Raw genomic sequence first — 13,281 nt, 5'->3', positions numbered from 1 at the left:
TTCATTCTGAAAATAATTGTTGTTCTGTATATAAACGCTCCAGCAGCTGCTGCCGCTTGGTAATGCGTCCTGAATTTCGAATACGTATGCCGGCAAGGAGGATATCCAGTAAGCTAATGGTCGATGCGATGGAATGTGTATCGACATGTTCTTTTCCCAAACAGCCGAACGTCATATCCGCCAGCTGACCAATCGGTGATAGGGTTCGATCAGTAATGCCGATTACTTTTGCTCCCTGTCCTTTTGCGATAGTTGCCGCCTGTACGGTGTCACGCCGGTAACGTGGAAATGAAAAGACAACGGCTACTGAGTCTGTTGTTAAATCGCAAAGATCCTCGGTCATAAAGCCGGCGGGACTCGATAGTACGACATTATCTCTTAATTGCTTCAGTGAATAAAATAACCAATAAGCCGCTGCATATGAACTACCGAATCCCGCGATGTAAACACGATCCGATTGAATGAGGGTGTCTGCCATTGCCCAGATGTCCTCGATATTTATCTGATTGGCTGTATGTTGCAGGATGGTCTGCTCTCTTTGGATGGCTTGACGTATAAAATGATTGTCGCTCGCTGGGTCATCTTGTAAAAAAAATCCTTCAGCAACTTTCTGCTTAGGCAAAAATAAGTCTTTCCGAAGAGCTTGCTGTAATTCTGAGTACCCGCTGAAACCTAATGCGTAAGCCAATCGAATGACCGTTGTTTCACTGACACCCACTTGTTTACCGATTTGAAAAGCGGTTAACAATGCGGCTTCTTGCGGATGTTCTATATAAAAGGCTGCTACCTTTTGCTGGCCTGATGATAAAGAAGAATAGTGCAGTTTAATGATTTGGTGCAACGTTTTCATAAAGTCACCTACCAATAAATGAAGTTTGTGCTTCGTTAATTTAAACATAGTGAAGGGGAAACTTCAATTGGGAGTGCCTGTGTGCCAAACAATTGCGTTAGTTCAAACATTCATGATTGTTCAAACAAACATGAATGTTTCGCGCACAGGCACCCAGTTAGTTTGGATGAAAATCTTGTAAGTGGGTATAGTAATGATAAATAATCGGTCCAATAAAATTTTTAATAAAATTGATAATGTAGAAAACCTTGTCGCCACGGGCCTGAATCTATCTCGTATACTAATAAAATCAAAGAAAAACAGGTTGTCCATTTGATTTCTTAATTAATAGAGAGTATAGTGTAAAGCTGCTTGTGTAAACTATGACTACAGGGGGAACTATGAGAAAAATATCAAATGTTTTTTACATTACAATAGGATTAATCGTTTTAGCAGTCGGCTACGGTGTAATTGATCCTGTCCATTTTGAGCAGATCACGAATTCCGGTAAAGCTTTCGTTGCATCGACATTCGGCTGGTACTACATGCTCCTAATGACCGCGCTTTTGTTAATCAGTATTTTTATGATATTCAGCCCGTACGGTAAAATTCGTCTCGGGAAAGATACAGATCGTCCTCAATTCTCCACAATTACTTGGATTGCCATGCTGTTCTCGGCAGGGATGGGTATCGGTTTAGTGTTCTACGGTGCCGCAGAGCCTTTGTCTCATTACGCAGTTCCGGCAACTGAAGATCCATTTACAGCTGATGCATTTAAAGAATCTTTACGGAAAACATTTTTACATTATGGCCTTCACATCTGGGCACTATACGGAATGGTTGCTTTGGCTTTGGCATACTTCCAGTTTCGAAAAGGTGAGCCTGGTTTAATTTCAGCAACACTGAAGCCGATTTTCGGAGCGAGAATGAAAGGTCCATGGGGGACAGTAATCGATGTTCTTGCTGTATTTGCAACTGCTTTCGGTGTAGCAACATCTCTCGGCTTCGGCGCTGTTCAAATTAACGCAGGTTTGGATTATTTATTTGGATTCACGATTGGCATCAAGTCACAATTCATCATCGTGACTGTAGTGACGTTCTTATTTATCGGGTCTGCTTGGTCAGGATTGAATAAAGGGATTCGTTACCTATCGAATACCAATTTAATATTGGCTGTCGCGCTTTTAGGACTTATATTAATATTAGGACCGACAATGCTGATTTTGAATATGTTTACTGATTCAGTGGGTGGTTATTTTACAAATCTTATTGATATGAGTATGGGTACAGCTCCATTGAACGGAGAAAATCGGGGCTGGCTCGATGGATGGACAATCTTCTACTGGGCTTGGTGGATTTCTTGGTCACCTTTCGTCAGTATGTTTATTGCACGTGTTTCAAAAGGACGGACAATCCGTGAATTTATGGCAGGCGTTCTGCTTGTACCATCATTCTTCGGTTTTATCTGGTTTGCAGCATTCGGTACGACAGCAATCGATATGCAGGATTCAGGGGTTGCAAATTTGGCGTCACTGGATATTGAGTTAGTCGTATTTGAGATGTTTAACGAGCTTCCTTTAGGTACACTAATTTCGTTATTCGCTATCCTGCTGGTAACTTCATTCTTCATCACTTCGGCAGACTCGGCAACCTATGTACTCGGTATGCAGTCGACATACGGTTCACTGACGCCACCGAACTCGGTGAAGGTCGTCTGGGGAATCATCCAATCTTCTATTGCGCTGATTTTACTTTCAGTAGGCGGCCTGGGAGCATTGCAGAATACCATTATTATCGCTGCTCTGCCGTTCTCGTTCGTCATTGTATTTATGATGTTTGCGCTGTTTAAATCACTGAATCAAGAACTTGATTAATGAAATTAAAAGGAACATGCGATAAAATTCGCATGTTCTTTTTCTATTTATTGACCAGTTTGACCACCTTTCCCCAACGTGTTACGATCGAATCATTATTTTACGTGATGGAGGAAACGCAATGAATATCGAAGAAAAACTTGCAGCTCTGGGAATTCATCTTCCGCCGCCTTCACGACCGATGGCGAACTACGAAATGTCGGCGCGTGTCGGCAATGTGCTGTATTCTTCCGGAGCAGGCTATATGAAGGACGGGAAGCCTGCGATTACAGGAAAGTTAGGCGACGACGTTTCGATGGAGCAGGGCTATCAGGCGGCGCGAGGGACGGCATTGCAGTTACTGAGTAATCTGCAGGACGAATTGGGATCACTTGATAAGATCAAAAACTTTGTAAAAATACTCGGCTATGTCAATTCTACAGATGATTTCATTCGCCAGCCGGAAGTAATCAACGGAGCTTCTGACGTAATTATTGAAGTGTTTGGAGATAAAGGAAAACATGCCCGTTCCGCAATCGGCGTAAACACTTTGCCGTTTGATATACCCGTTGAAATTGAGCTGATTGTTGAATTGGAAGACTGAAGCAGAAACCGGCCAAATTCATCGGGCTGGTTTTCTGTTTTCTAAAGCAATTGAGCGCACCGGGTGGTAAAATAGGTAAGTTAAGTAGGGGGTACTTCACAGTGCGAACCGTTGAAATTGTTACTTATCGCGAAGAATGGCCAGTGCTGTTTCAGGAAGCAGCGACTCAGATATTTTCAATTTTCGGTGACGAGCTGATTGATATCCATCATATGGGAAGTACTTCTATCAAGGGACTGGCGGCTAAACCGATTATCGACATGATGCCGGTAGTGAAAAATATCAATGATGCGGATAATTATCATCCGCAAATGAAGTCAGCAGGCTATGAGCCGCTAGGCGAATTCGGAATTCCCGGGAGCCGCTATTTCCGCAGAGGCGGTGACAAGCGGACACATCATGTGCATATATTTGAACAAGGTGACCTGGCAATTACACGACATCTTGCATTCTGTGACTATCTTCGTTCGCATCCTGAGAAAGCTGACAGTTACGGTGCATTGAAATTAGAATTGGCTGCGCGTTTTCCGTTTGATATAGAATCCTATATCGAGGGGAAGGAACCGTTTATCATAGAGGAAGAGAAGAAAGCGCTGAATTGGTATTTACGCAAGGAAGAAAAGTACAGATAAATAAAAAGGAACAGGTGTACAACATGAGTTTATTAACCGTAAAAAATATCAGCCACAGCTTCGGTGACCGGGCGATTTTTGATGATGTTTCGTTCCGTCTATTAGCAGGAGAACATATCGGATTAGTAGGTGCAAACGGCGAAGGAAAGTCCACGTTCATGAATATTATTACGCATAAGCTGGAGCCGGATGCCGGAACAGTTGAATGGTCAAAGCGTGTACGAGTCGGTTATTTGGATCAGCATGCCGTTTTGAAGCAGGGGATGACTATCCGCGATGTGCTGCGTACGGCGTTTCAATATTTATACGATATGGAAACCGAGATGAATGAACTTTTTGCCAAGATGGGCGAAGTGGAGCCGGATGAACTGGAAAAGCTGTTGGAGGAAACGGGGCAGCTGCAAGATTCCTTAGAGCAGAATGGCTTTTACATGATTGATGCAAAAGTGGAAGAAGTGGCAAACGGACTGGGTCTGAATGAATTCGGGCTGGACCGCGATGTCAATGATCTCAGTGGAGGACAGCGGACAAAAGTATTGCTTGCCAAACTGTTACTGGAGATACCGGATATTTTACTCCTCGATGAGCCGACGAACTATTTGGACATCGAACATATTGAATGGTTGCGCACCTATTTACAGGAGTATCCCGGTGCGTTCATCTTAATTTCGCATGATATTCCATTTTTGAACAGTGTCATTAACTTGATCTATCATATGGAGAATCAGCAGGTTAACCGCTATCCAGGCGATTACGATGAGTTTTTACGCGTACATGAAATGAAGCAGCAACAAGTCGAAGCAGCATATAAGAAACAACAGAAAGAAATTGCGAATCTCAAAGATTTCGTAGCACGTAATAAAGCGAATGCTGCGACAAGCAGAATGGCGATGTCACGGCAGAAGAAACTCGATAAAATGGATGTCATTGAAATGGATTCTGAGAAGCCAAAGCCGCATTTTGATTTTAAAACCGCTCGGACGCCAGGCAAGTATTTATTCGAGACAACAGGCCTCGTTATTGGCTATGATGAGCCTCTGTCACAGCCGCTTGATTTAACGATGGAACGCGGGCAGAAGATTGCTTTATCCGGTGCAAACGGTATTGGTAAAACAACGCTGCTTAAGAGTCTGTTGGGTGAAATTCCTGCATTGCAGGGAAAAGTGGAGCGTGGAGAGCATCTGTCGATCGGCTACTTTGAGCAGGAAATGAAAACAGATTCAGACCGAACATGTCTGGAAGAGATCTGGAGTGAATTCCCGCATTTTGCCCAATATGAAGTGCGTGCTGCGTTAGCACGTGTTGGATTGACGACGAAGCATATTGAAAGCAAGGTGAAAGTGTTGAGCGGAGGAGAGCGCGCGAAAGTACGCCTCTGCAAGCTGGTGAATCAGGAAACCAATTTGCTCGTTCTGGATGAACCGACAAATCACTTGGATTACGATGCGAAAGAAGAGTTGAAACGTGCGCTGAAAGAATATAAAGGCAGCATATTGCTAATTTCACACGAGCCTGATTTTTATGAAGGTGTGGTTTCTACAATTTGGAACGGCGAAACATGGACGACCAAAATGTTCTGATTGACAAAATTATACAATGTTCCACGTGAAACGTTAAAAAATCCAACCGGGTGTCGGTTGGATTTTTTAATTTATAGTTTCAGTCACGCATCTCTAAATATGAAAGGGATACTTTCAAATTCGCATTACGTACACGGATTTCATTGAGCAGGTCCTGATCTTTTGTATCGGTTTTGCTTCTAATTGCAAAAGTATAGAGAATCATCGTCCCCAAGTTCGTTGTCTCTACTTGACGAAGCTGGTAAGATTCTGTCTTTTCATTTAAGATGTCATCGAATAAGTTTTCGTGGTTCAAGTTCTCAGGCACCGTCACTTTTAGGATCTGTGTGTCTTTCCCTTTGCCGTAATCGACTTTATATAGAAGGTAGAAGATCAGACTTGCGAATAATGTTAAAGCAATGGCGAGAGGGAACTGAAACAGTCCTGCGGTCATTCCCACACATAATCCAAAGAAAATGTACGAGATATCCTTGGCATTCGTTACAGCACTTCTAAAACGAATGAGGGAAAAGACGGCGAATAAACCGAATGCGACGCCTGCATTGTCGCTTACGACATTCATGACGACGGACACGACGACACTCATCATGATGATCGTATGTACAAATGCCTGTGAATAGCGTTCTCCTGTAAACGTAATCTGGTAAACCTTTGTAATTATTAAGCTTAGGACAGCTGCAAGCGCCATCGCGGAAATACTCATCCACATTGTCGGCGTGGCACCGTCTAATCCATTAGATGAAAACAAGTTCGTGATCTGATTCATTCTCTATTCCTCCTGTAATCGGTTCTTCCAATTCTTTTGGTTCAAAATAGCCTGCCTGCGGTAATATATCTCCGCTTAACAACTCTGTGCTTGTGCAAAACTTTGACGCACTTCGCTGCTCGCACTGCAGTTCCTGTAAAATACGAGCGAGCCAAAGCGGCACACTGTGATCGACTTTTACTTCCAGCACGACAAGGTCGGGATCTATAAAATGCTCTCCATACGGTCCATTCTCAATATGTAGATCTTCTTTGCGACATTTCAAATCGAAGTCGAACGTGATGCGCAGTTCGGAATCATTAATGCCGTGAAGCGCATGACGGCTGTATGACACGACCATTTCAGGACGCAACTGATAGAACTTCCGGAAATAATCAACTTCCTTCATGACTTGTGAATTAGACGTTTCGTATTGATCCAATCCGGCTTGTCCATCTTCTTCTAAATAGCGGTATGCTTCTCTGAGCGGTAGAAGCATTCGCCGTTTATTGACAACTTTCTTATGTTTCTGTTTCACTTCAAAGAACGCGGTGCTGTTAAGGTCTGCGTCATCGTATACGCGCAAGCGCAATTTCTGACGATATTTTAGTTTGTTTTTTGTCTCAAAGTAAATACCTTTCTCTGCATTGTCGAAGTACAGGCTAGTGACTGAATATTTCCCGTCGACACCGTTCTTATCGTTGCGCATTTTGGGTCCGATCCGGTCTGTAAGTTCTTCGTATTGGCGGCGAGTAATTAAGTATTTTTGCTCTTTTCTGCTGAAGATTTCTATCGCCATATGGATCTGCTCCTTCTGTTTTCATTCGATAGTCTAAGTATAAGTAAGGAACATGAGGAAAAGAGTAGTGAAAGATTAGAAATTGATGAGAACTATATAAGTTGAACTAAACAAATTACATCGTGGAAGTAACTGAGCGCCGTTGATTTCCGTATTTCTGTGCACTTTACAGAAATTAAGGAAATACAGTGTTCCTTCTACAAACTAATGTCGAAAGCTCCCCTAAGTAGCGTTTACCTATTGTTAAATTAGAATAATTTAAACATTGACATTATTCTAATTTACTATTATTCTATGGATACTTATTACGTAATCAAATTGGTTTATTGAATAGGAGAATACATCATGCAATTTGATTGTCGACCTGCTGGCGATTGTGCAGTGTTGGTTTCATTCGAACAGAAAATCTCTGAAGATATAAATGAGAACGTTATACGCTTGGCAGAGTGCATTCATCAAGCAGGAATTCATGGCGTAGAAGAGTTAGTTCCGGCTTTTGCAACTGTCATGATCTATTACAATCCGCTGCACATTACATGTAGCGAATTAATAAAAAGAATTCATTTAATAGATGTATCGTCAGTCAGTCAGAAGAAAAAGAAAATGGTTGTTCACGACATACCCGTCTTGTATGGAGGCGATGCAGGACCTGACCTGGCGTTCATAGCAGAGTATCATCATCTGATAGAACAAGAAGTGATACGAATTCATACGGAAGAAATATACCGGGTTTATATGATTGGCTTCGTTCCCGGCTTTCCCTATTTGGGAGGATTAGATTCAAGAATACATACACCCCGATTGGAATCACCAAGATTACAGACTCCCGCAGGTTCAGTCGGCATTGCCGGACAGCAGACAGGCATTTATCCGCTGACTACACCGGGCGGCTGGAGAATCATAGGAAGAACGCCTGCACCGCTTTTCAAACCCGAAGAAACTGAACGCCCTGTGTTGATTTCCCCAGGAGACGCAATCCGCTTCATTCCGATTACAGAAGAACGATATTCCGAATTAATGCATGAAGATACTCCGCAGTACAAGGGAGGCAGCTACTAACATGAAAAGCATGGCGGTACTAGAAGTGTTGAAACCCGGAATGCTGACAACTATTCAGGATCTGGGCCGCTCAGGCTATCAGCAATTTGGAATTGTAGTGTCAGGCGCAATGGACAAGTATGCTATGCGAATGGCAAATTTATTGGCAGGCAATGACGAAAATGCAGCTGTACTTGAAATTACGCTGACAGGACCAACGTTTTCTATTCTGGAAGACTGCAAGATTGCGATAACAGGTGCAGATTTATCTCCTTCAGTCAACGGAAAGCCGATTCCTTTATGGACAGAGATGGACTTAAAGAAAGGGACAGTCTTAGAGTTTGGACCGATTATTGACGGGTGCCGGACATACTTAGCAATCGCCGGTGGATTTGACGCACCGCTGCTGATGGGCAGCCGTTCTACTTACTTGCGAGCAAATATCGGCGGCTATGAAGGACGAAAGCTGCAAAAAGGCGATGTACTGCATGCATATAATTCTCAGCACGAAACGAGAAAGGGATACAGAAAAAGCCTGCACAGTGAGTTGATTCCGAAGTATGCCAATGAAATCACGCTACGAATCATTAAGGGGCCACAGTGGGACGCTTTTACGGAGGACAGCCAGAAAAAGTTCCTGGCGAGTACATATGAGGTATCCGCGCATTCTGACCGGATGGGCTATCGTCTGCAGGGGGAGCGCCTGGAAACCAATCTGACGCAAGAGCAAATCACGGATCCGATTCCAAACGGTGCTATCCAGATTCCGAACAACGGTGAACCGATTCTCTTATTAGCAGACAGACAGACAACGGGCGGTTATCCAAAAATCGGTGTAGTCGTAACCGTCGACCTGTTTAAAATCGCACAGGGAAAACCAGGTGACCTTGTATTTTTTGAAGCAATTGATATAGAAGAAAGTCACCGGTTGCTGGCAGAACAAGAAAGCGTTTTTAAACTGCTTTCTGTTAGTAATCGGTGAGTTTTCTATAAACAGATGATAAAAACTACGCGACTTTAAAGGGGGGGCGGGGTAGTGCTGAATGGAATGTGATAGTAAAACATACAAGGGGGATCTACAAACATGAAAAAACAAATGACACTTGCAGCATCGGTATTATCTTTATTCTTAATATTGTCCGGTTGTGGTAATGACGACTCAGGTAAAGAAGCAGGAAGCGACGGCGGAAGTTCAGATAAGCCGGTCAGCTGGGTAGCAAACTCCGTCTATCCTGAAAATAACCACAACGGTGAAGGCTTGAAAGAATTTGCTCAAAAGTTGGATGAAGCAACAGACGGAAAAGTGAAATTGGAAGTACAATTGGGCGGGGCTCTGGGTTATGAAGGACCTGAGCTTTTATCTGCAGTGCGTGACAATGCTGTTCCAGTATCAGATATCTTAACGAGCGGTGTGGCGGGTGATGAGCCTTTATTCGAAATCGTAACATTGCCATTCTTAGTACAAAGTTATGAAGAAGGAAAAATTCTTAACGATATCTCCCGACCTTACTTTGACAAAATGGCAGAAGAAAAATGGAATCAAAAGATTCTTTATATCGCTCCTTGGCCGGCTGCAGGTTTCTGGACAAAGAACGAAGTAAAGTCTTTGGCTGATATGAAAGGTTTGAAGATGCGTACGTATGACAAGAACGGTGCATTGGTAGTAGAAGCTGCTGGCGGAACACCTCACCCGCTTCCGTTCAGTGAAGTGTATTCTTCATTGTCAACTGGCGTAATTGACTCTGTATTGACGTCCACTCCTACTGGGGTAGATGCGAAATTCTGGGAAGTTCTTGACTACTATGTACCTGCAAACGTAACAATGGCAACAAACTTTGTTTCTGTAAACTTGGACGAATTAAACAAGCTGGATAAAGAAACACAGGACAAAATCATTAATGCAGGTAAGGAAATGGAAGAAATCATGTGGAAGATCGGTGCGGAGCTTGATAAAGAAAAAGAAGCCGTCGTCAATGAAAACGGAATTACAACGCTTGAGCCAAGTCAGGAGTTTATGGACAGCTTAGCGGAAGTAACAGAAGACATCAGGCAGGACTGGCTGAAGACTGCGCCCCCTGAAGCACAGGAAATTATCGATCAGTTCAATAAAGAAGTTGGACGCTAATCAGCTTCTTTAAATCGGATAGAAAGCTCTTGGCGGATTATTCATAAGAATGCCAGGAGCTTTCTATTGAAATTTAATGAATCCACTTTTGCGGAAAGGGGACAGACAGCATGAGAAGATTTATACGAATCATCGATGCGATTTCTCAGTTTTTGGGGATTCTTGCCGGCGTATTCATTATGGCGGGTGTTGTGCTGGTAATGGCCGAAATTGTCGTGAGAAATTTATTCAACGGCACACTTTATATCACTCAGGAATACACAGCGTATTTCATGGTAGCGATCACCTTTTTCGGTTTAGCTTACACACTCAAAGATAAAGGTCATATCAGACTGGAGTTTTTATATAGAGTAGTGAAGACCGGAAAGTCCCGTGCTATGTTAGAAATTTATGCGCTATTGGTCGGACTCATTATATTTATTATTATCACGTATGCAACAACGAACTACTTTTTAGATGCTGTTGCAACCGGCAAACGTTCTATGCAAATCTCCAAAACAATGCTCGCCATTCCTCAATTTGCTATGCCTCTCGGTTCATTATTAATTTCACTTCAATTTGTTGCGGAAATTTTTAAATGCATCTTGAAGATTAAAGATAAAGATTACGGTGAACAGCAGGAAGAAGAAATTGATATACTGGGCCGTTAACAATAGCACTTATGAAATGAAGGGGGACTAGCCTTGAGTTTAGCCGTTGTATCAATTACATTAATAGGTCTCTTAGTCCTATTCTTAGGAAGTACGATATGGGTGGGTGTCTCGCTGTTCCTTGTAGGAATTGGCGGTTTAATGTTCTTTACAAGCAGCCCCCCGATGACCATCATGAACAATATACTTTGGAACAACACTAACAGTTCCACCATGCTTGCGCTGCCGTTATTCATTTTGATGGGAGAAATTTTATTCCGCAGTAAGATTTCAGAGAATCTGTTCAAAGGATTGACGCCTTGGATCAGTTTTCTGCCGGGCCGTCTGATTCACGTTAATATCGCGGCTAGCAGTTTGTTTGCCGCAGTCAGCGGATCTTCTGCTGCTACTACTGCAACAGTGGGAAAGATCACGCTGCCAGAACTATCCAAAAGGAATTACGACCGTTCACTAAGCCTCGGTTCCTTGGCAGGCGCCGGAACGCTTGGCTTTCTGATTCCTCCGAGTATGATGATGATCGTATATGGAATTGTAGCGGATGTCAGTATCGGTAAACTGTTTATCGCGGGGATTGTTCCGGGAATTATCCTGGCGACCGGGTTGAGCGGCTACATAATTATCAGATGCTTAATTAATCCGAGTCTTGCAGTGGGAGACGAAAAATATTCTTGGGCGTACCGGTTCCAGACTTTGCCTTTGATTCTTCCGGTCATTGTACTGATCTTTCTTGTACTGGGAAGTATCTATTCGGGATGGGCGACGCCGACCGAAGCAGCTTCCGTAGGTGTTGTCGGATCTTTAATTTTCGCTTTATTCTCGCGCACGTTAACAATTCGCATTTTTAAGGAAGTTCTGCTGGCAACGGTGAAAACGAGCACGATGATTATGTTGATCGTAGCAGGAGCTTCTTATCTGTCAGTCGTTGTCGGCTACTTAAATATGCCTGCCAAGCTGACCTCTTTTATCTCGGAAATGGGATTATCAAGTTATATGCTGATTGTCATCTTGACGATTATGTATATTATTCTAGGCTGTTTACTAGATGGTTTCTCCATGATTGTAATGACGATGCCGCTGGCGCTGCCTTTAATTGTCGCAGCGGGCTTTGACCCTTTATGGTTCGGTATCTATCTGATCTTTATGATCGAAGTCGCGCAGATCACGCCGCCGGTCGGCTTTAACTTGTTTGTCATTAACGGGATGGTGGACGAAGATATTTTAACGATTGCCAGATACGCATTGCCTTCTTTCTTGATCATCTTGCTGATCGTGGCGGTTATAACAGTCTTCCCGGACATTATTTTATGGCTTCCCAATAAAATGTAGAGGTGAAGGATGAATGGTGAAAGTAGATATAAATTGTGATCTTGGTGAAAGCTTCGGCAATTTTAAAGTAGGAAATGATGAAATTGTCCTGCAGTATGTTACTTCTGCAAACGTAGCATGCGGTTTTCATGCCGGTGATCCCATTGTTATGCAAAAGACAGTGGAAATGGCGCTGGAAAATAACGTGGCCATCGGCGCGCACCCAGGCTTTCCAGATCTATTAGGTTTCGGACGCAGACAAATGTTCATCACACCTGTTGAAGCCAAAGCGTATGTGCTGTATCAAGTAAGTGCGCTGAATGGTTTTGTGAAGGCTGCGGGCGGAACATTACAGCACGTCAAACCGCATGGTGCTTTTTACAATATGGCGGCCAAGGATTATGATTTGGCACGGGGTATTGCAGAAGGCGTGCATGCAGTAAATCCGGATTTGATCCTAATGGGGTTGGCCGGCGGGGAACTGATCAGGGCAGGAAAAGAAATCGGACTGCAGACAGCGAGTGAAGTATTTGGCGACCGCCGCTATACGTCAGACGGCAAGCTGATGGACCGCAGCATCGAAGGTTCTGTGATCCATGATAAACAGGTAGCTGCTGATCAGATACTTAATATGGTACTGAACGGCAAGGTCCGCACACTTGATGGCGAAGAAGTGCGGGTCCAGGCAGACAGCATCTGCGTTCACGGCGATAATTATGAAGCAGTGGAGCTGGTGAAGGAAATCAAAAAGTCACTGACTGAAAAGGGTGTAGAGCTGAAGGCCCTGCGCTGAGCGGGATTAAGTAATAGGAAAAAGGATCATCCGTAGGGGATGATCCTTTTGATCGTGAGTGATGCGAGTGGCGAATGGTGCGGTGGACGACAGAATTGGTTCGTTCGTTGAGCTGTTTGGAGCGGCAAAGCGGACTAAACGCGCGGTGGCGGTGATGTTTGGCTCGTTTCTAGATGTTTTTGGCGCGGTGCCAGGCTACTTTCGCGCGCGGCCGTTTTAATTCGATAAAGTCCATATAATTGTGTAAAAAGAAAAAGGGCCAATATTTACCCTCATGATACAATGTTTTCAACCACGATAAACATCTAAGGAGAGGTAAATATGACCC

At 43.5% G+C, this 13,281-nt stretch carries 14 protein-coding genes; 11 read left to right on the top strand and 3 right to left on the bottom strand.

Annotation, left to right across the window (positions count from 1 at the left end; genetic code table 11):
* Nucleotide 1: 1 nt before the first annotated feature.
* Entirely contained in the window at nucleotides 2-850 is an 849-nt protein-coding gene (locus Q1J64_RS14860) for a MurR/RpiR family transcriptional regulator (RefSeq protein WP_301109885.1), read from the bottom strand.
* 380 nt (nucleotides 851-1,230) lie between these two features.
* Here Q1J64_RS14860 and Q1J64_RS14855 point away from each other — a divergent pair, with 380 nt between their 5' ends.
* From Q1J64_RS14855 to abc-f, 4 genes are all read left to right on the top strand, one after another.
* Nucleotides 1,231-2,703, top strand: coding sequence for a BCCT family transporter (locus tag Q1J64_RS14855; RefSeq protein WP_301109884.1), 1,473 nt, complete (start codon nucleotides 1,231-1,233; stop codon nucleotides 2,701-2,703).
* Nucleotides 2,704-2,824: 121 nt separating this feature from the next.
* Nucleotides 2,825-3,286 (top strand): RidA family protein, encoded by a 462-nt coding sequence (locus Q1J64_RS14850; protein ID WP_301109883.1) that lies wholly within the window; start codon nucleotides 2,825-2,827, stop codon nucleotides 3,284-3,286.
* A 101-nt stretch (nucleotides 3,287-3,387) separates the two neighbouring features.
* Nucleotides 3,388-3,918 (top strand): GrpB family protein, encoded by a 531-nt coding sequence (locus tag Q1J64_RS14845; RefSeq protein WP_301109882.1) that lies wholly within the window; start codon nucleotides 3,388-3,390, stop codon nucleotides 3,916-3,918.
* Nucleotides 3,919-3,941: 23 nt separating this feature from the next.
* Nucleotides 3,942-5,498, top strand: coding sequence for a ribosomal protection-like ABC-F family protein (abc-f, locus tag Q1J64_RS14840; RefSeq protein WP_301109881.1), 1,557 nt, complete (start codon nucleotides 3,942-3,944; stop codon nucleotides 5,496-5,498).
* Nucleotides 5,499-5,577: 79 nt separating this feature from the next.
* Here abc-f and Q1J64_RS14835 read toward each other — a convergent pair whose 3' ends face one another.
* The gene (locus tag Q1J64_RS14835) at nucleotides 5,578-6,264 is read right to left on the bottom strand and encodes a DUF4956 domain-containing protein (protein ID WP_301109880.1); all 687 of its coding nucleotides are present in this window, start codon (nucleotides 6,262-6,264) and stop codon (nucleotides 5,578-5,580) included.
* On the bottom strand, nucleotides 6,233-7,042 hold the full coding sequence (locus tag Q1J64_RS14830) for a polyphosphate polymerase domain-containing protein (RefSeq protein ID WP_301109879.1): 810 nt from the start codon (nucleotides 7,040-7,042) through the stop codon (nucleotides 6,233-6,235). Before Q1J64_RS14830 ends, Q1J64_RS14835 begins: the two co-directional genes overlap by 32 nt.
* Nucleotides 7,043-7,387: 345 nt before the next feature.
* Between Q1J64_RS14830 and pxpB the strand changes: the two genes are divergently transcribed.
* The 7 genes from pxpB to Q1J64_RS14795 all read left to right on the top strand — a co-directional run bounded on the left by pxpB (nucleotide 7,388) and on the right by Q1J64_RS14795 (nucleotide 13,173).
* Nucleotides 7,388-8,101, top strand: a complete 714-nt coding sequence (gene pxpB / locus Q1J64_RS14825) for a 5-oxoprolinase subunit PxpB (RefSeq protein ID WP_301109878.1) — start codon at nucleotides 7,388-7,390, stop codon at nucleotides 8,099-8,101.
* A 1-nt stretch (nucleotide 8,102) separates the two neighbouring features.
* Nucleotides 8,103-9,062 (top strand): 5-oxoprolinase subunit C family protein, encoded by a 960-nt coding sequence (locus Q1J64_RS14820; protein WP_301109877.1) that lies wholly within the window; start codon nucleotides 8,103-8,105, stop codon nucleotides 9,060-9,062.
* 102 nt (nucleotides 9,063-9,164) lie between these two features.
* Nucleotides 9,165-10,205, top strand: a complete 1,041-nt coding sequence (locus Q1J64_RS14815) for a TRAP transporter substrate-binding protein (RefSeq protein ID WP_301109876.1) — start codon at nucleotides 9,165-9,167, stop codon at nucleotides 10,203-10,205.
* A 110-nt stretch (nucleotides 10,206-10,315) separates the two neighbouring features.
* Nucleotides 10,316-10,855 carry a TRAP transporter small permease subunit gene (locus tag Q1J64_RS14810; protein ID WP_301109875.1) on the top strand — a complete coding sequence of 180 codons (540 nt, stop codon included), beginning with the start codon at nucleotides 10,316-10,318 and terminating at the stop codon, nucleotides 10,853-10,855.
* Nucleotides 10,856-10,888: 33 nt separating this feature from the next.
* The gene (locus Q1J64_RS14805; RefSeq protein WP_301109874.1) at nucleotides 10,889-12,181 is read left to right on the top strand and encodes a TRAP transporter large permease; all 1,293 of its coding nucleotides are present in this window, start codon (nucleotides 10,889-10,891) and stop codon (nucleotides 12,179-12,181) included.
* 13 nt (nucleotides 12,182-12,194) lie between these two features.
* Nucleotides 12,195-12,953, top strand: a complete 759-nt coding sequence (locus Q1J64_RS14800) for a LamB/YcsF family protein (RefSeq protein ID WP_301109873.1) — start codon at nucleotides 12,195-12,197, stop codon at nucleotides 12,951-12,953.
* Nucleotides 12,954-13,020: 67 nt separating this feature from the next.
* Nucleotides 13,021-13,173 (top strand): hypothetical protein, encoded by a 153-nt coding sequence (locus Q1J64_RS14795; protein ID WP_301109872.1) that lies wholly within the window; start codon nucleotides 13,021-13,023, stop codon nucleotides 13,171-13,173.
* Nucleotides 13,174-13,281: the final 108 nt, after the last annotated feature.

It is taken from the genome of Sporosarcina sp., from assembly GCF_029257255.1.
In the GTDB taxonomy this organism is placed as follows: domain Bacteria; phylum Bacillota; class Bacilli; order Bacillales_A; family Planococcaceae; genus Sporosarcina.
Note: the sequence above shows the minus strand (reverse complement) of the source record. Positions and strands in the feature narration are given on the sequence as shown.

Bases quoted from the DNA above. Each gene is read 5' to 3' on its own strand.
- Q1J64_RS14860 (WP_301109885.1), bottom strand. From the start codon at position 850: ATGAAAACGTTGCACCAAATCATTAAACTGCACTATTCTTCTTTATCA.
- Q1J64_RS14855 (WP_301109884.1), top strand. From the start codon at position 1,231: ATGAGAAAAATATCAAATGTTTTTTACATTACAATAGGATTAATCGTT.
- Q1J64_RS14850 (WP_301109883.1), top strand. From the start codon at position 2,825: ATGAATATCGAAGAAAAACTTGCAGCTCTGGGAATTCATCTTCCGCCG.
- abc-f (WP_301109881.1), top strand. From the start codon at position 3,942: ATGAGTTTATTAACCGTAAAAAATATCAGCCACAGCTTCGGTGACCGG.
- Q1J64_RS14835 (WP_301109880.1), bottom strand. From the start codon at position 6,264: ATGAATCAGATCACGAACTTGTTTTCATCTAATGGATTAGACGGTGCC.
- Q1J64_RS14830 (WP_301109879.1), bottom strand. From the start codon at position 7,042: ATGGCGATAGAAATCTTCAGCAGAAAAGAGCAAAAATACTTAATTACT.
- pxpB (WP_301109878.1), top strand. From the start codon at position 7,388: ATGCAATTTGATTGTCGACCTGCTGGCGATTGTGCAGTGTTGGTTTCA.
- Q1J64_RS14820 (WP_301109877.1), top strand. From the start codon at position 8,103: ATGAAAAGCATGGCGGTACTAGAAGTGTTGAAACCCGGAATGCTGACA.
- Q1J64_RS14815 (WP_301109876.1), top strand. From the start codon at position 9,165: ATGAAAAAACAAATGACACTTGCAGCATCGGTATTATCTTTATTCTTA.
- Q1J64_RS14810 (WP_301109875.1), top strand. From the start codon at position 10,316: ATGAGAAGATTTATACGAATCATCGATGCGATTTCTCAGTTTTTGGGG.
- Q1J64_RS14800 (WP_301109873.1), top strand. From the start codon at position 12,195: ATGGTGAAAGTAGATATAAATTGTGATCTTGGTGAAAGCTTCGGCAAT.